Source organism: Pseudomonas sp. TMW22080 (assembly GCF_022496745.1).
In the GTDB taxonomy this organism is placed as follows: Bacteria; Pseudomonadota; Gammaproteobacteria; order Pseudomonadales; family Pseudomonadaceae; genus Aquipseudomonas; species Aquipseudomonas bubulae.
Genome location: NZ_SCFF01000005.1, coordinates 201,299 through 222,631 on the forward strand (window position 1 = coordinate 201,299; position 21,333 = coordinate 222,631).

Here is a 21,333-nt window from a genome sequence, read left to right on the forward strand (position 1 = left end):
GTTATTTGTATATACATATACAGACGTTTGCCTGCCCGGTAAACTCCGGCAAGCTACGCCCTTTACTCATGAACAAGGATTGCCTGTGTCGACTCCGCCTGTCGTGTCCCCGCTGGCCGCCCACATGGGCGACAGCCCGGCCCCGCTTTACGCCCGCGTAAAGCAAATGATCACTCAACAGATCCAGAGTGGAAACTGGCCGCCGCATTACCGTGTGCCATCTGAAAGCGAACTGGTGACCCAGTTGGGTTTCAGCCGCATGACCATCAACCGTGCGCTGCGTGAAATGACCGCCGACGGCTTGCTGGTGCGCATGCAGGGTGTCGGTACCTTTGTGGCCGAGCCCAAGACACAGTCCGCGCTGTTTGAAGTCAACAACATCGCTGATGAAATTGCTGCCCGCGGGCACACTCACACCTGCAAGGTCATCAGCCTGGGTGAAGAAATGGCCGGCTCGGAACGCGCCGCCGTGCTCGATATGCGTGAAGGGCAAAAGGTCTTTCATTCCCTGATCGTGCATTACGAAAACGGGATTGCCGTGCAAATCGAGGACCGTTTCGTGAATGCACAGGTGGCGCCGGACTACCTCAAGCAGGATTTCACCCTGCAAACACCGTATGCCTATTTGTCTCAGGTCGCTCCGCTGACCGAAGGCGAGCATGTGGTCGAAGCGATTCTGGCTGACCCCAAAGAGTGCAAGTTGCTGCAAATCGAGCCAGGCGAGCCGTGCCTGCTGATTCGCCGCCGCACCTGGTCGGGCCGTCAGCCTGTGACCGCCGCCCGGCTGATCCACCCCGGTTCCCGTCATCGTCTTGAAGGACGCTTCAATAAATGAGCCAGCCCGTTGTTTTACGTGCCGTCGATTATCCACGCATGCCGTGGAAAAACGGCGGCGGCAGCACTGAAGAAATCACCCGTGACGCAGGTGAAGGCCTTGTCGGTTTTGGCTGGCGCCTGTCGATTGCCGATATTGGCGAATCAGGTGGCTTTTCGCGTTTTGAGGGTTATCAGCGGATTATCAGCGTGCTGCAAGGCGCGGGCATGAACTTGCAAGTTGACGGGGCGAGCACGCGGGCACTGTTACCCTTTGATGCATATGCGTTCAAGGGTGAAAGCACCGTCTCCTGCACCCTGATTGATGGGCCGATCCGTGACTTCAACCTGATCTACGCCCCGCAGCGCTACGCAGCACGTCTGCAATGGCTGGATGCAACCGTCCCGCAACGCCTGTTCAGTTCGGCGCAGACCGTATTGGTGTTCAGTGCGGGCGAGCAGGTGCATGTTGGCCTGGGTAACACCTGCCATGAACACCTGGGCCGCTACGACTGCCTGCAACTAAGCGGCAATCGCGAGTTGCTGGAAATCACGCTAACCGGGCTGTGTTGCGTGATTGAGTTGAGCGCGGTCTGACACAGTCCTGATCAGGTGGGAGCGGGCTTGCTCGCGATGCAGGTGACTCGGTTTATTGGCGGGTCGCAGTGATGCGATCGCGAGCAAGCCCGCTCCCACAGAACACATGCGTTACCAAACGCCCCAAATCAGCGCACACATCTACTTCAGTAACACCCCTCGCTAATTTCTCCCTCTCCACCAAAAAACTTCTCTTGCGGTTGCGCACCTTTATTTCCGTGGCTTGCAGCTTTTTCATCAGGAAAATTTTCAGATTGGCCGCTAACTTGCATATGCTTGTATGTACAAGTACATAAGTGTGCGTCGATCCTCTTCTCACACCCGACGCATCTGCCCAACGCTGAGGAGTTACCCGTGACTTCAACTACCCCAAAATCGCCTGCCGAGTTCACCCGTCACCGTGATGGTGAGATCCGCGCCGCCCGCGGCACCCAGCTCACTGCCAAAAGCTGGATGACCGAAGCACCCCTGCGGATGCTGATGAACAACCTCGACCCGCAAGTGGCCGAGAACCCGACTGAACTGGTGGTGTATGGCGGTATTGGCCGGGCAGCGCGCAACTGGGAGTGCTACGACAAAATCGTCGAAAGCCTGACCAACCTAAACGATGACGAAACCCTGCTGGTGCAATCGGGCAAGCCGGTCGGCGTGTTCAAAACCCACAGCAACGCGCCACGGGTACTGATCGCCAACTCCAACCTGGTACCGCACTGGGCCACCTGGGAGCACTTCAACGAACTCGACGCCAAGGGCCTGGCCATGTACGGCCAGATGACCGCCGGCAGCTGGATCTACATCGGCAGCCAGGGCATCGTCCAGGGCACCTACGAAACCTTCGTCGAGGCCGGTCGCCAGCACTACAACGGCAGCCTGGTCGGCAAGTGGGTACTGACCGCAGGCCTGGGCGGCATGGGCGGCGCACAACCGCTGGCAGCAACTCTGGCCGGTGCCTGCTCGCTGAACATCGAATGCCAGCAAAGCCGTATCGATTTCCGTCTGGCCACCCGTTATGTCGACGAGCAAGCCGCGGACCTGGATGACGCACTGGCGCGTATTGCCAAATACACCGCTGAAGGCAAAGCGATTTCCATTGCCCTGTGCGGCAACGCTGCTGAACTGCTGCCAGAAATGGTTCGCCGTGGTGTGCGCCCGGACATGGTCACCGACCAGACCAGCGCCCACGACCCGCTGAATGGCTACCTGCCAAAAGGCTGGACCTGGGAGCAGTACCGCGACCGCGCCGTGACCGATCCGGCTGCTGTGGTCAAAGCTGCCAAAGCGTCAATGGGTGAGCACGTTGAAGCGATGCTGGCATTCCAGAAAGCTGGCGTGCCGACCTTCGACTACGGCAACAACATCCGTCAGATGGCTAAAGAAGTTGGCGTAGAAAACGCCTTCGACTTCCCGGGTTTTGTCCCTGCTTATATCCGCCCACTGTTCTGCCGTGGTGTAGGGCCGTTCCGCTGGGTCGCGCTGTCGGGGGATGCCGAAGATATCTACAAGACCGATGCCAAGGTCAAGGAGCTGATCGCCGACGACGCTCACCTGCACAACTGGCTGGACATGGCGCGCGAGCGCATCAGCTTCCAGGGGCTGCCGGCACGTATCTGCTGGGTCGGCCTGGGCCAGCGTGCCAAGCTGGGCCTGGCGTTCAACGAAATGGTGCGCAGCGGCGAGCTGAAGGCCCCGATCGTGATTGGCCGCGACCACCTGGACTCCGGCTCGGTATCCAGCCCGAACCGCGAAACCGAAGCCATGCAGGACGGTTCGGATGCCGTGTCCGACTGGCCACTGCTCAATGCCTTGCTCAACACTGCCAGCGGCGCGACCTGGGTGTCGCTGCACCACGGCGGCGGCGTGGGCATGGGCTTCTCCCAGCATTCGGGCATGGTGATCGTGTGTGACGGTACCGACGAAGCGGCTGAGCGCATCGCCCGTGTCCTGCACAACGACCCGGCCACCGGTGTAATGCGTCACGCCGATGCCGGTTACGACATCGCCATCGATTGCGCCAACGAGCAGGGCCTGAACCTGCCGATGATCAACGGCTGACCTCTGGTCTCCCGTGGGAGCGAGCCTGCTCGCGAACGGCCTTCGCGAGCAGGCTCGCTCCCACATGGTTGTTAAAGATTTCTATAATTTTCGGTAACACGCGTGAAGGAGTATTAACGTGCTTGAGTTAAACCTGATCCCCGGCCAACTGAGCCTTGCCCAACTGCGTGACATTTATCAGCAGCCGGTTACCCTCAGCCTGGACGCGAGCGCCTCGGCGCAGATCGATGCCAGCGTGGCGTGCGTTGAGCAGATCCTTGCCGAAAACCGCACCACCTACGGTATCAATACAGGTTTTGGCTTGTTGGCTTCGACCAAAATCGCCAGCGAAGACCTGGAAAACCTCCAGCGTTCCCTGGTGCTTTCCCACGCCGCCGGTATCGGCGAGCCAATCAGCGATGATCTGGTGCGCCTGATCATGGTGCTCAAGGTCAACAGCCTGAGCCGTGGTTTCTCCGGGATTCGTCGCGTGGTCATCGATGCATTGATCGCCCTGATCAATGCCGAGGTTTACCCGCATATTCCGCTCAAAGGTTCGGTGGGCGCATCGGGCGACCTGGCACCCCTGGCGCATATGTCCCTGGTGCTGCTGGGTGAAGGCAAGGCTCGTTACAAAGGCGAGTGGCTGGATGCCGTCACTGCCTTGAAACAAGCCGGTCTTGAGCCGCTGACCCTGGCTGCCAAGGAAGGCCTGGCCCTGCTTAACGGTACTCAAGTATCGACGGCCTACGCTCTGCGCGGTCTGTTTGAAGGCGAAGACCTGTTTGCCGCTGCGATGGCCTGTGGCGGCCTGACCGTTGAAGCCGTTCTGGGTTCGCGCTCGCCGTTCGACCCACGCATTCATGCTGCCCGCGGCCAACGCGGTCAAATCGACGCGGCGGCGATTTATCGCGATCTGCTGGGCACCAGCAGCGCAGTGTCCGAGTCGCACAAAAACTGCGACAAGGTACAAGACCCGTACTCCTTGCGCTGCCAGCCACAAGTCATGGGCGCCTGCCTGACCCAGTTCCGTCAGGCCGCCGAAGTGCTGGGCATTGAAGCCAACGCAGTGTCGGATAACCCGCTGGTATTTGCCGAACAGGGCGACGTGATCTCTGGCGGTAACTTCCACGCCGAGCCGGTTGCCATGGCTGCAGACAATATGGCGTTGGCCATTGCCGAAATCGGTTCGCTGAGTGAGCGTCGCATCTCGTTGATGATGGACAAGCATATGTCGCAACTGCCTCCGTTCCTGGTGGCCAATGGCGGCGTCAACTCCGGTTTCATGATCGCCCAGGTGACGGCTGCGGCCCTGGCCAGCGAGAACAAGGCGTTGTCCCACCCGCATAGCGTGGACAGCATTCCTACCTCGGCCAACCAGGAAGACCACGTATCGATGGCGCCTTCTGCGGGCAAGCGTCTGTGGGAAATGGCCGAAAACGTTCGCGGTGTTCTGGCCATTGAATGGCTGGCCGCGTGCCAGGGCCTGGATCTGCGTGATGGCCTGAAAACGTCCGCCAAGCTGGAAATCGCCCGCACCACCCTGCGCAGCAAAGTCGCGCATTATGAAAAAGACCGTTTCTTCGCACCGGACATCGAAATCGCCATGCAACTGCTGGCGTCCCGTTGCCTGAACGCACTGCTGCCTGCACACGTTCTGCCAAGCCTGTAATCCAAAAAAACGCAGAGGGCCTACGGGCTCTCTGCGTCTCTGTTTTCGCCGACAAAAATAATCAAGGACGCGAAATGCAAAACCAGACTCAAGGTTTGAAACGCGGGCTTTCCGCTCGCCACATCCGTTTCATGGCGCTGGGTTCAGCGATCGGGACGGGTCTTTTCTATGGTTCAGCCGCTGCCATCCAAATGGCTGGACCTGCTGTGCTGCTGGCTTACCTGATTGGTGGTGCGGCGGTCTTCATGGTCATGCGCGCACTGGGCGAAATGGCCGTGCACAATCCGGTGTCCGGTTCCTTCGGTCACTACGCCAGCACCTATCTGGGGCCCATGTCGGGCTTTATTCTCGGCTGGACCTATGCCTTCGAGATGATCATCGTGTGTCTGGCCGATGTCACCGCGTTCGGTATTTACATGGGCTTCTGGTTCCCGGAAGTGGCGCGCTGGATCTGGGTGCTGGGTATCGTGCTGCTGATTGGCGGCCTGAACCTGTGCAGCGTTAAAGTCTTCGGTGAAATGGAGTTCTGGCTGTCGCTGCTCAAGGTTGCCGCCATCGTGGCGATGATCCTGGCCGGTTTCGGCATCATACTGTTTGGTATCGGCACCTCGGGCAGCTCCGATGCGGTGGCGACCGGCATCAGCAACCTGTGGTCCTTCGGCGGCTTCATGCCCAATGGCGTGGGCGGTTTGATCGCCTCGTTTGCCGTGGTGATGTTTGCCTTTGGCGGCATTGAAATCATTGGTATCACCGCTGGCGAAGCCAAAGACCCGCAGCGTGTGATCCCTAAAGCGATCAACGCGGTGCCGCTGCGCATTCTGCTGTTCTATGTGCTGACTCTGTTTGTACTGATGGCCATTTACCCGTGGACTCAGATTGGCAGCCAGGGCAGCCCGTTTGTGCAGATCTTTGACAGTCTGGGTATCAGCTCGGCGGCCACCATCCTCAATATTGTGGTGATCTCGGCGGCAGTGTCGGCGATCAACAGCGACATCTTCGGTGCAGGCCGCATGATGTACGGGCTGGCCCAGCAAGGGCAGGCGCCCAAGGGCTTTGCCAAAATCTCCAGACACGGCGTGCCGTGGATGACCGTGCTGGTAATGGGCGCCACCTTGCTGGTGGGTGTGGTGCTTAACTACCTGATCCCGGAAAACATCTTTTTGGTGATCGCCTCGATTGCGACCTTTGCCACGGTATGGGTATGGCTGATGATTCTGGTTACCCAGGTGGCCATGCGTCGTTCCATGACCCGTGAACAAGTGGCCGAACTCAAGTTCCCGGTGCCGTTCTGGCCGTATGCGCCGATTGCCGCCATTGTGTTCATGGTGTTTATCTTCGGCGTACTGGGTTACTTCCCTGAGACACAAGCCGCGCTAATGGTAGGTGTGGTCTGGATTCTCATGCTGGTTGTGGCTTATCTGCTGTGGGTAAAACCTGCAGCGGGTCGGGCAATTGAAGTGGCTCCCGAGCTTTCCTGAGTTTTTGATCATTGACGGAGTGACGCGATGAAAACCCTTTGGCAGCACTGCAATGTCGCAACAATGGCCAACGGCACGTACTCGATCATCGAGGATGCCGCCCTCGTCACCCGTGACGGCTACATTGAGTGGCTTGGCCCGCGTCAGCAGTTGCCGACGGGCGAATATGGGCAAACCCACGGCCTTGAAGGCGCGTGGGTAACGCCGGGGCTTATCGATTGCCATACGCACACGGTGTTTGGCGGCAACCGCAGCGGTGAGTTCGAGCAGCGTCTGCAAGGCGTGAGCTATGCCGAAATCGCCGCGGCCGGAGGCGGTATTGCCAGCACTGTGCGTGCGACCCGCGCGGCCAGCGAGGACGAGTTGTTCGACAGTGCCCGTCAGCGTTTGCGGTGTTTGCTGCGCGATGGCGTGACCAGTGTCGAGATCAAGTCTGGTTATGGCCTGAGCCTGGAGAGTGAACGCAAAATTTTGCGGGTGATCCGCCGTCTTGGCGAAGCATTGCCGGTCACGGTGCGCAGCACCTGCCTGGCCGCCCATGCCTTGCCGCCGGAGTTCAAGGATCGCGCCGATGACTATATCGAGCATATCTGCAACGAGATGCTACCCGCGCTGGCAGCCGAAGGGCTGGTGGACGCTGTGGATGCGTTCTGCGAATACCTGGCGTTCTCACCGGCCCAGGTCGAGCGGGTGTTCAAGGTAGCGCAGCAATTGGGCCTGCCGGTCAAATTGCACGCCGAGCAGCTGTCTTCATTGCATGGCTCCAGCTTGGCGGCGCGCTATCAGGCGCTGTCGGCCGATCATCTGGAATTCATGACCGAAGAAGACGCCATTGCCATGGCCGCCTCCGGTACCGTGGCCGTGCTCTTGCCTGGTGCGTTTTACTTCTTGCGTGAAACCCAGTTGCCGCCGATGGAGGCCCTGCGCAAGCACGGGGTAAAAATCGCCATTGCCAGTGACCTCAACCCGGGAACCTCGCCGGGACTGTCGTTGCGCCTGATGCTGAACATGGCCTGCACCCTGTTCCGTATGACCCCCGAAGAAGCCCTGGCCGGGGTCACCCTGCACGCGGCAACGGCATTGGGCATGGGCGAGACCCACGGCTCGCTTGAGCCCGGCAAGGTGGCCGACTTTGTCGCCTGGAACATTGATCGTCCGGCAGACCTGGCTTATTGGCTGGGCGGTGATCTGGACAAACGCGTCGTGCGTAGCGGCGTTGACGTAACGCTTTAGGAGAAAGCTTGTGGACAAGGTTCTGACATTCAAACAAGGCCGCGTGCCGTTGCTGATCAGCATGCCCCATGCTGGTCTGAAACTGACTCCGGCAGTCAAGGCCGGGCTGATCCCTGAGGCGCAAAGCCTGCCGGACACCGACTGGCATATCCCGCAGCTTTACGACTTTGCCAGCGAGCTGGGTGCCAGCACCCTGGCAGCCGAGTATTCGCGGTTTGTGATTGACCTCAATCGCCCGCAGGACGATGCGCCGATGTATGTGGGCGCTACCACAGGTTTGTTCCCGGCCACGCTGTTTGATGGCGTGCCATTGTTTCGTGAAGGGCTGGTGCCTACGAAAGAGGAGCGTGCGACGTACCTGGAGCAGATCTGGAAACCCTATCACCAGACCCTGCAACAGGAACTCAATCGTATGAAAGACGAGTTTGGCTATGCGCTGCTGTTTGATGCGCATTCCATTCGTTCGCAAATCCCTCATCTGTTTGACGGCCGTCTGCCGGACTTCAATCTGGGCACCTTCAATGGTGCCAGTTGCGATCCGACGCTGGCCCGCGATCTTGAAGCCATTTGTGCAGAGCATCCAGCCTACAGTCATGTGCTGAACGGTCGTTTCAAGGGCGGTCATATCACTCGCCACTACGGCAGTCCGGTGGACAACATCCATGCTGTGCAACTGGAACTGGCGCAGTGCACCTATATGGAAGAGTTCGAGCCGTTCAACTATCGCGAAGACCTTGCGGCACCGACCCGGGTGGTACTCAAGCAATTGTTGGCGCGGATTATTGAGTGGGGGCGGGAACGTTAAGTCAAAAGCCCCTCACCCTAGCCCTCTCCCGGAGGGAGAGGGGACAGAATGCGCGCGGCCTCAAGAACACCGACAATCAGCCCCCCTCGCCCTACAGGAGAGGGTAGGAGGCGCGCCACCGATCCAAACCCCATCCTTTTAGTAAGGGCATGCTCAATACCTCCAATCGGGTTTATGATGCCTGACGGCAATCTCTTTCGACCCCTCCCTGGAGTGCGTAATGCAGACCTTGTTCCCGCAGATCAAACCCTACGCCCGGCATGAACTGGCGGTCGATGGCCCGCATGTGCTCTACGTTGACGAGAGCGGTTCGCCAGACGGCCTGCCGGTGGTGTTTGTCCACGGCGGGCCGGGGTCGGGTTGCGATGCCAACAGCCGCTGCTATTTCGATCCGGGCCTGTATCGCATCATCACCTTTGATCAGCGCGGCTGTGGTCGCTCGACACCGCACGCCAGCCTGGACAGCAACACCACGTGGGATCTTGTCGCCGATATGGAGCGGATTCGCCTGTACCTGGGCATCGACAAGTGGGTGTTGTTCGGCGGTTCGTGGGGCTCGACCCTGTCACTGGCGTACGCGCAAAGCCATCCAGCGCAAGTACATGGCCTGATTTTGCGTGGGATCTTTCTGGCGCGGCCGCAGGAAATCGAATGGTTCTATCAGGCAGGGGCCAGCCGGATTTTCCCCGACTACTGGCAGGACTATATCGCGCCGATCCCTGAGGAAGAGCGTGACGACCTGATGAGTGCCTTTCACAAGCGCCTCACGGGCAACGACCAGATTGCCCAGATGCATGTGGCCAAGGCATGGTCGACCTGGGAAGGCCGCGCCGCCACCCTGCGGCCCAACCCGCAGGTGGTCGAGCGCTTCTGCGACCCGCACCGGGCATTGTCCATTGCCCGTATCGAATGCCATTACTTTATGAACAACGCGTTCCTTGAGCCCAATCAACTGCTGCGGGACATGCACAAGATTGCCCACCTGCCGGCCGTGATCGTGCATGGCCGCTACGACATGATCTGCCCGCTGGATAACGCCTGGGAGCTGCACCAGGCCTGGCCGGGCAGTGAGCTGCAAATCATCCGTGAAGCCGGGCACGTCGCTTCCGAGCCCGGCATTACCGACGCCCTGGTGCGCGCCACCGAGCAAATGGCCCGTCGTCTGCTCAACTTGCAGCCTGACGAAGCATGAAGGGGCTGTTGCAGCGCGTCAGTGGCGCGCGGGTAGAGGTGGCGGGGGAGATTGTCGGTTCAATCGATCAGGGCTTGCTGGTGCTGGTTGCCGTCGAGCCCGGGGATACCGAAGCCAGCGCCGCCAAGTTGCTGCATAAGCTGCTCAACTATCGAGTATTCAGCGATGCCGAAGGCAAAATGAACCTGTCACTGGCCGATATCGGCGGCGGCTTGCTGCTGGTTTCGCAATTTACCCTGGCGGCAGACACCAAGAGCGGCCTGCGTCCGAGCTTTTCCACGGCAGCACCACCGGCATTGGCCGAGGCGTTGTTCAATCAGCTGCTTGAAGCGGCAAAACGACTTCACCCCAGCGTCGAATCGGGGCGTTTTGGCGCTGATATGCAGGTGCATTTGATCAATGATGGCCCTGTGACATTTTTGTTACAAACCTAAAACCCTGAAAAACCGTGTTTTCGTCTGAAAACAGGGGGGTTTAGCGAGAAATACTTGCTGACAGTAGATGCGTTGTAACGCGGGCTACTAGATAATCCTGCGCTACACAGAGACTAATCCGACACGTCCGGGGAATCATTTATTCCTTTGACGGTCGGAACAGTGCTCGCCAACCTGGCATTTAGATCGCTGGCCGTTGGTTTCATCATCTGTTTTCGGCGAGGTTTGCTCGTGATTGTTAGTCCATTAAATGCACCAAAAATGTCTGCCAAGCGGTTGCGTAACGCACTGGTGACGGGCTCTGCGCTCTTTTGCTTGTTCGGTGCGGGTCAACTGTGGGCATTCAGTCTGGATGACGTGGCGGCTGAGGCTAAAACCCTCGCCGAGCAGAAGTACCAAGCGCCGCGCAGCAATTTGCCAAAGGAATTCCGCGACATGAAGTTCGCGGACTACCAGAAAATCCAGTTCAACCGTGACAAGGCCCAGTGGGCGGGTGACAAAACCCCGTTCAAACTGTCCTTCTATCACCAGGGCATGCATTTCGACACGCCGGTGAAAATCAACGAAGTGACCGCCACCACGGTTGAAGAGATCAAGTACGACCCGAGCCGTTTCGACTTCGGTGACGTCAAGTTCGATCCTAAAGCCACCGAAAACCTCGGTTGGGCGGGTTTCCGCGTGCTGTATCCGATCAACAAGGCGGACAAACAGGACGAGATCATGACCATGCTCGGCGCGAGTTACTTCCGCGTTGTGGGCAAGGGCCAGATCTATGGTCTGTCGGCCCGTGGTATGGCGATCGACACGGCATTGCCGTCGGGCGAAGAGTTCCCGCGCTTCACCGAATTCTGGATCGAAAAACCCAAGCCTAACGACAAGCATCTGGTGATCTTCGCCCTGCTGGACTCGCCACGGGCTACCGGTGCTTACCGCTTCACCCTGCGCCCGGGCGTGGACACGGTAGTGGACGTCAAGGCGCAAATGTTCCTGCGTGACAAGGTAGGCAAGCTGGGCATCGCTCCGCTGACCAGCATGTACCTGTTTGGCGCCAACCAGCCGTCCAAGGTCCTCAACTACCGTCGCGAACTGCACGACTCGTCGGGCCTGGCCATTCACGCCGGTAACGGCGAGTGGATCTGGCGTCCGCTGAACAACCCGAAACACTTGTCGGTAAGCAACTTCGCCGTTGAAAACCCGCGTGGTTTCGGCTTGCTGCAACGTGGCCGTGATTTCAGCCACTACGAAGACCTGGATGACAACTACCATAAGCGTCCAAGTGCGTGGATCGAACCTCAGGGCGACTGGGGCAAAGGCTCGGTTGATCTGGTAGAAATTCCGACTGCTGATGAAACCAACGACAACATTGTTGCTTTCTGGAGCCCGGACACCCTGCCGGAGCCGCTCAAGCCGTTTGATTTCGCTTATCGCCTGCACTGGACCATGGATGAAGCAGCTCTGCACCCGGCCAACAGCGCCTGGGCACAACAGACCCTGCGTTCGACCGGTGACGTCAAGCAATCCAACCTGATCCGCCAGCCAGACGGCAGTGTGGCGTATCTGGTGGACTTCGAAGGCCCGTCCCTCAAGGCTCTGCCGGAAAATGCTGCTGTGCGCAGCCAGGTCAGTGTGGGTGACAACGCCGAACTGGTTGAAAACAACGTGCGTTACAACCCTGAAACCAAGGGCTGGCGTTTGACCCTGCGGTTGAAAATCAAAGACCCGAGCAAGGCCACGGAAATGCGTGCAGCGCTGGTCCAGGACGTTGAGCCGGCTGCGGCCGCCAAAGCGGATAAGGCACCTGAGACCAAAGCCGAGAAAGCTGCGGCCAAGGCACAGGACAAGAAAGACCACGCAGCCAAGGACGCCAAGGCGCCTGAAGCGACCCCAGCCACTCCGGAGCCGGTCAAGACTGAAAAAGTGCTGACCGAGACCTGGAGCTACCAGTTGCCAGCCGATGAGTAATGCTCAGCCCCACCCGGCCTCGCTCAGCGAGTACCTGGCGCATTTACCACTGAGCGATGAGCAGCGCGCGGAACTGGCGAACTGCTCCTCGTTCGCCGAGTTGCATGCGCGCTTGTCGGCGCAGAGCGACGTGGATGCTGCCGAGGCCGCTCAGGCTTCGGTGGGCACGCGTCTGAACCTGACTTCGGCGGCTGAACTTGAGGAAGCAGAAATGCTCGCCCTCGACGCCAGCGGCCGGGTCATGCTCAAGGCTACGCCGCCGATTCGCCGTACCAAGGTAGTGCCAGAGCCATGGCGCACCAATATCCTGGTGCGTGGCTGGCGGCGCCTGACCGGACGCAGCAACCCGCCCAAGCCGGAAATCGACGAACGCGTCCTGCCCAAGGCCCGCTGGCGTACGGTGGGTTCGATCCGCCGCTACATCCTGCTGGTATTGATGCTCGGCCAGACCATCGTTGCGGGCTGGTACATGAAAGGCATCATGCCGTACCAGGGCTGGTCGTTCGTTGACCTTGAAGAAGTATTGCACCAGCCGTTGATGCAAACGGCCCAGCAAGTGCTGCCCTATGCCCTGCAAACCAGCATCCTGATCCTGTTCGGGATTCTGTTCTGTTGGGTGTCGGCGGGTTTCTGGACCGCCCTGATGGGCTTTCTGGAACTGCTGACCGGGCACGACAAATACCGTATTTCCGGCGCCAGCGCCGGTAATGAACCGATCCCGGAACAAGCGCGTACCGCGCTGGTGATGCCGATCTGCAACGAAGACGTCACCCGTGTATTCGCGGGTTTGCGCGCGACTTACGAGTCGGTGGCCGCCACCGGCGACCTGGACCGCTTCGACTTCTTCGTCCTCAGTGACAGCAACGACCCCGATATCTGCGTTGCCGAGCAACAGGCCTGGCTGGATGTATGCCGCGAAACCGAAGGCTTCGGGCGGATCTTCTACCGCCGTCGCCGCCGCCGTGTAAAACGTAAAAGCGGCAACCTCGACGACTTCTGCCGTCGCTGGGGCGGTGATTACAAGTACATGGTGGTGCTCGACGCAGACAGCGTGATGAGCGGTGAGTGCCTGACCAGCCTGGTACGCCTGATGGAAGCTACGCCGGACGCCGGTATCATCCAGACCGCGCCACGAGCCTCGGGCATGGACACGCTGTATGCGCGCATGCAGCAGTTCGCCACCCGTGTGTACGGCCCGCTGTTTACTGCCGGCTTGCACTTCTGGCAGTTGGGTGAATCCCACTACTGGGGTCACAACGCAATTATCCGCATGAAGCCGTTTATCGAGCACTGCGCCCTGGCGCCGCTGCCGGGCAAAGGCGCTTTTGCGGGCGCGATCCTGTCCCACGACTTCGTGGAAGCCGCGTTGATGCGCCGTGCCGGTTGGGGGGTGTGGATTGCCTACGACTTGCCGGGCAGCTATGAAGAATTGCCGCCTAACCTGCTGGATGAACTCAAGCGTGACCGTCGCTGGTGCCACGGTAACCTGATGAACTTCCGCCTGTTTCTGGTCAAGGGTATGCACCCGGTGCACCGTGCGGTGTTTCTGACCGGGGTGATGTCGTACCTGTCGGCACCGTTGTGGTTCTTCTTCCTGCTGTTGTCGACGGCCCTGCTGGCGGTCAACACGCTGATGGAGCCACAGTACTTCCTGGAACCACGGCAGTTGTACCCGTTGTGGCCACAGTGGCACCCGGAAAAAGCCGTGGCGCTGTTTTCCACCACCATCGTCTTGTTGTTCCTGCCCAAGCTGCTGAGCATCATTCTGATCTGGGCCAAGGGTGCCAAAGAGTTCGGTGGCAAGTTCAAAGTAACGCTGTCGATGCTGCTTGAGATGCTCTTCTCGGTGCTGCTGGCACCGGTGCGCATGATCTTCCACACCCGCTTTGTACTGGCCGCGTTTCTGGGCTGGGCGGCGACCTGGAACTCGCCACAGCGTGACGACGACTCCACGCCGTGGAGCGAAGCCGTACGCCGTCATGGCCCGCAAACCCTGCTGGGTGCGGCATGGGCTGCATTGGTGCTGTGGTTGAACCCGAGCTTTTTGTGGTGGCTGGTACCGATTGTCGGTTCACTGATGTTGTCGATCCCGGTTTCCGTGATCTCCAGCCGGGTGAAACTGGGCCTAAAGACCCGTGACGAAAGCCTGTTCCTGATTCCTGAGGAATATGCGCCGCCCCGTGAGTTGTCGGCTACCGCCGAATACACCCATGAAAATCGCTACCATGCGCTGCATGACGGTTTTGTCCGGGCCGTGGTTGATCCGCAGCAGAACGCATTGGCCTGTGCTTTGGCGACCTCGCGTCACCGGGAAGCCGAGCCGATTGAGTGGTTGCGTACCGAGCGTGTGCGTCATGCACTCAAAGTCGGTCCAGAGGGCGTTACCAACAACGAGCGCATGCAGTTGTTGAGCGACCCGGTTGCCCTTGCACGCCTGCATGCGCTGGTGTGGAGCGAGGGGCACGAAGGCTGGCTGAACGCCTGGCGTGAGTCGGTTGCTGCCGACCCTCACGCACCGCTGTTGCCGTTGCAGCCTGCTGCTTGATCCTTCGTGAGCAACCCGTTTCCGCTTTAAGTGGGAGCGGGCTTGCTCGCGATTGCATCACCTCGTAATACCTGTTGCACCGCGTCGCTTGTATCGCGAGCAAGCCCGCTCCCACAGTGACTGTATCCCCCGGCCATTGGCCTTTTCTGTTTCAAAACTCGTCTCACAACCCTCAGTGAGTTAGCATCCGTTTTCGAATGGGTGAGCGCCCGGCTTTATTGGCTTTTTGCTTCAAGCCAGCCGCAGGCCAACACCTTAATTGAGTAGGTGAGGGGGAGTTGATGATGAAGAAGTTTGTCTCGAAACTGCTGTGCGGTGTCACTGCACTGCTGGCGATCAGCGCAGCCCATGCAGGCGCAATTGATGATGCGGTCAAGCGTGGCACCTTAAAGGTGGGCATGGACCCTACCTACATGCCCTTTGAAATGACCAACAAGCGTGGCCAGATCATTGGCTTCGAAGTTGACCTGCTCAAAGCGATGGCCAAGTCCATGGGTGTCAAGCTGGAGCTGGTGTCTACCGGTTACGACGGCATCATCCCGGCCCTGATGACCAACAAGTTCGACATGATCGGCAGCGGCATGACCCTGACCCAGGAACGCAACTTGCGCCTGAACTTCAGCGAACCCTTCATTGTTGTGGGCCAAACCCTGCTGGTACGCAAGGAACTGGCTGACAAGATCAAGTCCTACAAAGACCTCAACGACCCGCAATACCGCCTGACCTCGAAAATCGGCACCACCGGCGAAATGATCGCCCGCAAGCTGATGTCCAAAGCCCAGTACCACGGCTACGACAACGAGCCTGAAGGTGTGCTGGACGTGGTTAACGGTAAGGCTGATGCCTTTGTATACGATGCGCCTTACAACGTTGTAGCCGTCAACAAGTTCGGTAACGGCAAACTGGTGTTCCTTGACCAGCCATTCACCTACGAGCCACTGGCCTTCGGTCTGAAGAAGGGTGACTACGACAGCATCAACTTCATCAACAACTTCCTGCACCAGATCCACGAAGACGGCACTTACGATCGCATCCATGACAAGTGGTTCAAAGACACCGCCTGGCTCAAGGACATGGAATAAGGCTGATTGAATCATCGCGGGCTTGCCCGCGATGACGGCCTCCCTAGCGATACAAGACGTGGAACCTGAAAGTGATCAAACAAAAAAAAGCCCAGTGGCCCTGGCACGTATTGACCGTGCTGGTGCTCATCGGCCTGGCGGGGGCTTTGTATTACGCCACCTCGCTGATGTCTTACGAATGGCGCTGGAACCGCGTCCCCCAGTATTTCGCTTATCAGGCCGAAGAAGCCCAGCGGGCTGCTGAGCACTCGACCATCATCGAACTGGTACGCAAGGGCGACACTGCCGAAGTGCTGTTGCGCGGTGATGATGGCAATGAACAACGGGTGAGCGTTGCCGGCAATAGCCTGCAACTGGCCGAAGGTGACGAAGTCGACGAAGGCGATGTGATTGGCGTCAACCGCCACTGGGCTGCGGGGCCGCTGCTGTGGGGCCTGTGGACGACCGTCTGGCTGTCGCTGGTGTCTGGCGTACTGGGTTTGATTATCGGGCTGGTTACGGGCCTGTGCCGGCTATCGAACAACCCGACCCTGCGCGACCTCTCGACACTGTACGTCGAACTGGTCCGTGGCACGCCGTTGCTGGTGCAGATTTTTATCTTCTACTTCTTTATCGGCACCGTACTCAACCTGTCTCGCGAATTTGCCGGTATTGCCGCGCTGTCGCTGTTCACCGGTGCGTATGTGGCTGAAATCATCCGCTCGGGCGTGCAGTCCATTGCTCGCGGGCAAAACGAAGCGGCCCGCTCGCTGGGCCTCAACGGCAGCCAGTCGATGCGCTATGTGGTGTTGCCGCAGGCGTTCAAGCGGGTGCTGCCGCCATTGGCCGGGCAATTTATCAGCCTGGTCAAGGACACTTCGCTGGTGTCGGTGATTGCCATTACCGAACTGCTCAAAAGCGGTCGGGAAGTCATCACTACCTCGTTTTCGCCGTTCGAAATCCTGTTCTGCGTAGCGGGCCTGTACCTGTTGATCAACCTGCCGCTGTCGCATTTCGCCAGCCGGCTTGAGCGGAGGCTCGCGCAAAGTGATTGAAGTTCGCGAACTGGTAAAAGTCTTCGACACCCGCGGCCATATCGTGCGCGCCGTGGACAACGTCAGCACCACCGTCGCCCAGGGCGAAGTGCTGGTGGTGATTGGCCCGTCGGGTTCCGGCAAGTCGACTTTCCTGCGCTGCCTCAACGGCCTGGAAGACTTCGACTCGGGCTCCGTCAGCATCGACGGCCTGGACCTGGCCAACCCCAAGACCGACGTGAACGCCTACCGGCGTGAAGTCGGCATGGTGTTCCAGCATTTCAACCTGTTTCCGCACATGACCGTGCTGGAAAACCTGTGCCTGGCGCAGAAGGTTGTGCGCAAGCGCGGCAAGACCGAGCGCGAAGCCAAGGCCCGGGCATTGCTGGACAAGGTCGGGATCGGGCAAAAAGCCAATGAGTACCCGTCACGTCTCTCGGGTGGCCAGCAACAGCGTGTGGCAATTGCCCGTGCGCTGGCGATGGAACCCAAGGTGATGTTGTTTGACGAGCCGACTTCGGCGCTCGACCCGGAGATGGTCGGCGAAGTGCTGGACGTGATGAAGACCCTGGCCCGCGAAGGCATGACCATGGTCTGCGTGACCCACGAAATGGGCTTTGCCCGTGAAGTGGCGAACCGCGTGTTGTTCTTCGACCACGGCAAGTTACTGGAAGATTCCGCCCCGGAAGATTTCTTCACCTCGCCCAAAGACCTGCGCGCCCAGGCGTTTTTGCGTCAGGTGCTTTAAGAGCACGGCCTGCCTGCTTTTGTGGGAGCGGGCTTGCCCGCTCCCACAGGGGCAGAGGTTTCTAGACCTTGAACCGCCCCACCAATGTCTGCAAATGCGTACCCAGGCGCGCCAGTTCAACGCTGGAGGCTGCTGTCTCTTCGCTGGCGGCGGCGGTTTGCTCAGACACATCACGCACATTCAATACACTGCGGTTGATTTCCTCCGCCACCGCGCTCTGCTGCTCGGCGGCTGCGGCAATCTGCTGGTTCATGCCCTGAATCGTAGACACCGTGCGGGTAATATTGCCCAGTGATTCGCCTGCTCGACGGGTCAGCTCAACGCTGTTGTCAGTCAGGGCGCGGCTGCTGTCCATGCTGCTGGAGACCTGCTGGGTGCCGCTTTGCAGCCCGGCAATCAGCTCTTCGATCTCCTCCGTGGATTTTTGCGTGCGCTGCGCCAGGCTGCGTACCTCATCGGCCACCACGGCAAAGCCGCGACCGGCTTCACCCGCCCGTGCCGCTTCAATCGCCGCGTTGAGCGCCAGCAGGTTGGTTTGCTGGGCCACGGACTTGATCACGTCAAGCACACTGCCGATCTTGTCGCTTTCGCGCTTGAGATGGCCCATGGCGTCGGTGGAGTGGCCGACTTCGATGGCCAGCTTCTCGATCTGGGCCAGGGCCTGCGCGACCACTGTGTCGCCTTCACGCGCCTGCTGGTCGGCCGCGAGCGCAGCCTCGGAAGCTTCTTCGGCATTACGCGCCACTTCCTGCACGGTTGCCGCCATTTCGTGCATGGCGGTAGCGACCTGATCGGTCTCGACCTTCTGGTTGTTGACCCCGGCGCTGGTTTGCTCGGTGACCGCCGAGAGTTCTTCGGCGGCACTGGCGATTTGCGTTATGCCGTCGCTGATACCGCCAATCAACTCCCGCAGGCCGGCAGTCATGCGCTGTATGGCTTGCTGTAGCTGGCCCAGCTCGTCGCGGCGGTCGGTCGGGTGGTCGTGGGTCAGGTCGCCTGCTGCAATGCGCTCAACGGTTTTGAGGGTGCGTTGCAGCGGTATGACTATCTGGCGGGTAATAACCCAGGCAGCAATGATGCCCAGTACCAGTGCCAGCAGTGTGCAGCCGATCAGCAGGTTGGTAGCCTGACGGCTTTCGTTGTTGCGTTTGGTGGCCTGCAGGGTCGAGAGCTTCTGGCTTTGCTCGATCAGGACATTGCCCTGCTGGTGCATGCGTTCAACGGCTTGATCACTGGCCTGGGTGCCCTGGATCAGGTCGGCGAAGGCACGTTTGTACTCCGCCACGGCGTTGAGCTGCTGCTCAACCAGGGCCAGGTCGTCGGGAGAGGTCAGTTGTTTGCGCGACAACGCCAGTGCGTTGTCCAGTTCGCTCAGTTGGTTGGTAACGCCGGCAAGTGCGCTTTCCCCGGGCTGGCGTTCATATTCGAGGCGGGCAATACGCAGGTCTTTGGTCAGGCTGATGATTTTCGAAATGTTGGCCAGCTTGTCGCCCCGGTCGATCACCGAGACCAGGCCGTTCCAGCCCGTGCCGGCAATCAGCAGGGTCAGCACCAGCACCAGGCCGAAGCCCAGGCAGAGTTTGCGGTTGACGCTGATATTGCCCAGCAGTTGGGCCAGCTGACGGTACATGGTGATACTCCTTGGAGGGGTATCAGGTCATCGGCGTCGTGGCCCGGAACTGAAGGACAGTTGCCGTTAGTGTGACGAAAGTCGCACCGCTCCTGGTCAGACCTTGAAACGGGCCACCAGGGTTTGCAGCTGTGTGCCTAGCCGTGCGAGTTCAATGCTGGAGGCGGCGGTCTGCTTGCTGGCGGTGGCAGTTTGCTCTGACACGTCGCGCACATTCACCACACTGCGGTTGATCTCTTCGGCCACCGCGCTTTGTTGCTCGGCCGCGGCCGCAATCTGCTGATTCATACCTTGAATGGTCGATACGGTACGGGTAATGGTGCTCAAAGACTCACCCGCCCGCCGGGTCAACTCTACACTGCTGTCCGTCAGCAACCGGCTGCTGTCCATGCTGCTGGATACTTGTTGCGTACCGTTTTGCAGGCCCGTGATCAGCACTTCAATCTCTTCCGTGGACTTCTGCGTGCGCTGCGCCAGGCTGCGTACCTCGTCGGCCACCACGGCAAAACCACGACCTGCCTCTCCGGCACGGGCGGCTTCAATTGCGGCGTTGAGGGCCAGCAAGTTGGTTTGTTGCGAAACAGCCTTGATGACATCCAGTACGCTACCGATCTTGTCACTTTCGTGCTTCAGATGTGCCATTGCATCAGTGGATAGCTGCACTTCCGCCACCAGGCGGCCAATCTGCTCAACGGCCTGGGCCACCACGGTGTCACCCTCCTGAGCTTGCAGGTCGGCGGTGATCGCGGCTTTGGACGCTTCCTGGGCATTGCGCGCGACTTCATGCACGGTGGCGGCCATTTCATTCATGGCAGTGGCGACCTGATCGGTTTCGATGCGCTGGCTGTTGACCCCTGCGCTGGTTTGCCCGGTAACAGCAGACAGCTGCTCCGCTGCGCTGGCAATTTGGCTAACGCCTTCGCCGATCCCGCAGATCAGTTCGTGCAAGCCCCCGCGCATGACTTCAATGGCCTGCTGCAGCTGGCCGGGTTCGTCACGGCGGGTTGTCGGGCGGCTCTGGCTGAGGTCACCGGCTGCCACGGCCCGGACAATATTGAGCGTGTCGCGCAAGGGCGTAACGATCTGCCAGGTGATGATCCAGGCCGCGATAATACCCAGCACCAGTGCCAATGATGCGCAGACCAGCAGCGCGGTTTTGGCGTGTCGGGTATCGATATCCCGTTGGTCAAGTTGTGACAGGGACAGTTTGTTGCTCAGGTCGACCAGTGCATCGCCCAGTACTTGCAGTTGTGATAATTGCTTGTCGCTATTCACTTGGGAATCGCGAAAGTCGATAAAGGCAGCGCGGTAGTTCTTCAGTGAAGCGATGGCCTGCTCGAATTGAGGGGCATAGGTAGCGGGCAGTCGCTTACTGAGGCTGGCCAGTTCTGCCAGCGCTTGATCGATGGCTTCCACGGCAGGCACCGCGGCATCGATGTCGCCGGTGTGGGTGTAGCCGCGCACCTCGAAGCGGGCCTGCAACAGCGACCGGTTGACCTGGTTGACGCTGTTGAACTCGGCCAGGTTTTCACTCTGGAGCACATCCTTTTCGATCCCGGCAATCTGGCTGAGGGCGGCGACGGATGTTGCACCGAGCTTGGCCCTGCTGACTTCGCGTGCCCGGGTCGCCTCATCGATAGTGGCGAAGATGCTCTTGTACTGCTCGACGGCCCTGATTTCGTCCTTGCTCATGCTCAGGTCATTGGCCTGGACCATCAGCTTGTTGGCGGCGACCAGCTGGTTACCGATCTTGTTGAGCAGGTCATTGACCTCGCCCGGGCCGTTTTCACCGTTGTTCTTGTCGTAGGTGACGCGGGCAATGCGCAAATCCTTGATCAGGGCGATGACCTGGGAAATATTGGCCAGCTTGTCGCCCCGCTCAATCACGCTGGTCAGCCCCTTCCAGCCGGTGATGGTGATGAGCAGGGTCAGCAGCAACACAAGGCCGAAGCCCAGACCGAGCTTACGATTGACACTGATATTGCCTAGTGTGGCAGTCAACCAATGGTTCATGGACGAGTTCCTTTTTTTGATCGATTGGCATCGATAACAGCCGTCCATGGCTTCTTGAGTGATATTGAAGTGCTACTGCATCGGC

16 protein-coding genes are annotated in these 21,333 nt (G+C 59.4%); 14 read left to right on the plus strand and 2 right to left on the minus strand.

Features of this window, described 5'->3' with window-relative positions; genetic code table 11:
- The first annotated feature begins 124 nt into the window (after positions 1-124).
- The 14 genes from hutC (at position 125) to EQV96_RS18060 (ending at position 17,605) form a co-directional block, all read left to right on the plus strand.
- Complete coding sequence (gene hutC / locus EQV96_RS17995; protein WP_153326946.1) at positions 125-835, plus strand: histidine utilization repressor; 711 nt, start codon at positions 125-127, stop codon at positions 833-835.
- Positions 832-1,410: a HutD family protein gene (locus EQV96_RS18000; protein WP_095017740.1), complete on the plus strand. Its 579-nt coding sequence runs from the start codon at positions 832-834 to the stop codon at positions 1,408-1,410. The genes hutC and EQV96_RS18000 overlap by 4 nt, the downstream gene beginning before the upstream one ends.
- A 354-nt stretch (positions 1,411-1,764) precedes the next feature.
- Positions 1,765-3,462 (plus strand): urocanate hydratase, encoded by a 1,698-nt coding sequence (gene hutU, locus EQV96_RS18005; protein ID WP_095000817.1) that lies wholly within the window; start codon positions 1,765-1,767, stop codon positions 3,460-3,462.
- A 118-nt stretch (positions 3,463-3,580) separates the two neighbouring features.
- Positions 3,581-5,113: a histidine ammonia-lyase gene (gene hutH, locus EQV96_RS18010; protein WP_095000818.1), complete on the plus strand. Its 1,533-nt coding sequence runs from the start codon at positions 3,581-3,583 to the stop codon at positions 5,111-5,113.
- 74 nt (positions 5,114-5,187) lie between these two features.
- A complete protein-coding gene (locus EQV96_RS18015; protein ID WP_240882225.1) occupies positions 5,188-6,591 on the plus strand; it encodes an amino acid permease in 1,404 nt (467 codons plus the stop codon).
- A 27-nt stretch (positions 6,592-6,618) separates the two neighbouring features.
- Positions 6,619-7,824, plus strand: a complete 1,206-nt coding sequence (gene hutI, locus EQV96_RS18020) for an imidazolonepropionase (protein ID WP_095000820.1) — start codon at positions 6,619-6,621, stop codon at positions 7,822-7,824.
- Between the two features lie 10 nt (positions 7,825-7,834).
- Positions 7,835-8,629 carry an N-formylglutamate deformylase gene (gene hutG / locus EQV96_RS18025; RefSeq protein WP_095023777.1) on the plus strand — a complete coding sequence of 265 codons (795 nt, stop codon included), beginning with the start codon at positions 7,835-7,837 and terminating at the stop codon, positions 8,627-8,629.
- A 220-nt stretch (positions 8,630-8,849) separates the two neighbouring features.
- The gene (gene pip, locus EQV96_RS18030) at positions 8,850-9,821 is read left to right on the plus strand and encodes a prolyl aminopeptidase (protein ID WP_095000822.1); all 972 of its coding nucleotides are present in this window, start codon (positions 8,850-8,852) and stop codon (positions 9,819-9,821) included.
- Positions 9,818-10,255 (plus strand): D-aminoacyl-tRNA deacylase, encoded by a 438-nt coding sequence (gene dtd / locus EQV96_RS18035; RefSeq protein WP_095000823.1) that lies wholly within the window; start codon positions 9,818-9,820, stop codon positions 10,253-10,255. Before pip ends, dtd begins: the two co-directional genes overlap by 4 nt.
- A 231-nt stretch (positions 10,256-10,486) precedes the next feature.
- Positions 10,487-12,217 carry a glucan biosynthesis protein G gene (locus EQV96_RS18040; RefSeq protein ID WP_346769626.1) on the plus strand — a complete coding sequence of 577 codons (1,731 nt, stop codon included), beginning with the start codon at positions 10,487-10,489 and terminating at the stop codon, positions 12,215-12,217.
- Complete coding sequence (mdoH, locus tag EQV96_RS18045; RefSeq protein WP_153380633.1) at positions 12,210-14,762, plus strand: glucans biosynthesis glucosyltransferase MdoH; 2,553 nt, start codon at positions 12,210-12,212, stop codon at positions 14,760-14,762. The genes EQV96_RS18040 and mdoH overlap by 8 nt, the downstream gene beginning before the upstream one ends.
- 284 nt (positions 14,763-15,046) lie before the next feature.
- Complete coding sequence (locus tag EQV96_RS18050; RefSeq protein ID WP_016783160.1) at positions 15,047-15,844, plus strand: transporter substrate-binding domain-containing protein; 798 nt, start codon at positions 15,047-15,049, stop codon at positions 15,842-15,844.
- A 71-nt stretch (positions 15,845-15,915) separates the two neighbouring features.
- On the plus strand, positions 15,916-16,878 hold the full coding sequence (locus EQV96_RS18055) for an amino acid ABC transporter permease (protein WP_095000825.1): 963 nt from the start codon (positions 15,916-15,918) through the stop codon (positions 16,876-16,878).
- Positions 16,871-17,605 (plus strand): amino acid ABC transporter ATP-binding protein, encoded by a 735-nt coding sequence (locus tag EQV96_RS18060; protein ID WP_095000826.1) that lies wholly within the window; start codon positions 16,871-16,873, stop codon positions 17,603-17,605. Before EQV96_RS18055 ends, EQV96_RS18060 begins: the two co-directional genes overlap by 8 nt.
- Before the next feature lie 61 nt (positions 17,606-17,666).
- Here EQV96_RS18060 and EQV96_RS18065 read toward each other — a convergent pair whose 3' ends face one another.
- Positions 17,667-19,235 carry a methyl-accepting chemotaxis protein gene (locus tag EQV96_RS18065; protein ID WP_095000827.1) on the minus strand — a complete coding sequence of 523 codons (1,569 nt, stop codon included), beginning with the start codon at positions 19,233-19,235 and terminating at the stop codon, positions 17,667-17,669.
- A gap of 96 nt (positions 19,236-19,331) precedes the next feature.
- Positions 19,332-21,248 (minus strand): methyl-accepting chemotaxis protein, encoded by a 1,917-nt coding sequence (locus EQV96_RS18070; RefSeq protein ID WP_095000828.1) that lies wholly within the window; start codon positions 21,246-21,248, stop codon positions 19,332-19,334.
- Between the last annotated feature and the right edge of the window lie 85 nt (positions 21,249-21,333).

Coding starts and splice junctions, on each gene's coding strand:
- hutC (WP_153326946.1), top strand. CDS start 125: ATGGGCGACAGCCCGGCCCCGCTTTACGCCCGCGTAAAGCAAATGATC.
- dtd (WP_095000823.1), top strand. CDS start 9,818: ATGAAGGGGCTGTTGCAGCGCGTCAGTGGCGCGCGGGTAGAGGTGGCG.
- pip (WP_095000822.1), top strand. CDS start 8,850: ATGCAGACCTTGTTCCCGCAGATCAAACCCTACGCCCGGCATGAACTG.
- EQV96_RS18065 (WP_095000827.1), bottom strand. CDS start 19,235: ATGTACCGTCAGCTGGCCCAACTGCTGGGCAATATCAGCGTCAACCGC.
- mdoH (WP_153380633.1), top strand. CDS start 12,210: ATGAGTAATGCTCAGCCCCACCCGGCCTCGCTCAGCGAGTACCTGGCG.
- EQV96_RS18015 (WP_240882225.1), top strand. CDS start 5,188: ATGCAAAACCAGACTCAAGGTTTGAAACGCGGGCTTTCCGCTCGCCAC.
- EQV96_RS18070 (WP_095000828.1), bottom strand. CDS start 21,248: ATGAACCATTGGTTGACTGCCACACTAGGCAATATCAGTGTCAATCGT.
- EQV96_RS18050 (WP_016783160.1), top strand. CDS start 15,047: ATGAAGAAGTTTGTCTCGAAACTGCTGTGCGGTGTCACTGCACTGCTG.
- EQV96_RS18000 (WP_095017740.1), top strand. CDS start 832: ATGAGCCAGCCCGTTGTTTTACGTGCCGTCGATTATCCACGCATGCCG.
- hutI (WP_095000820.1), top strand. CDS start 6,619: ATGAAAACCCTTTGGCAGCACTGCAATGTCGCAACAATGGCCAACGGC.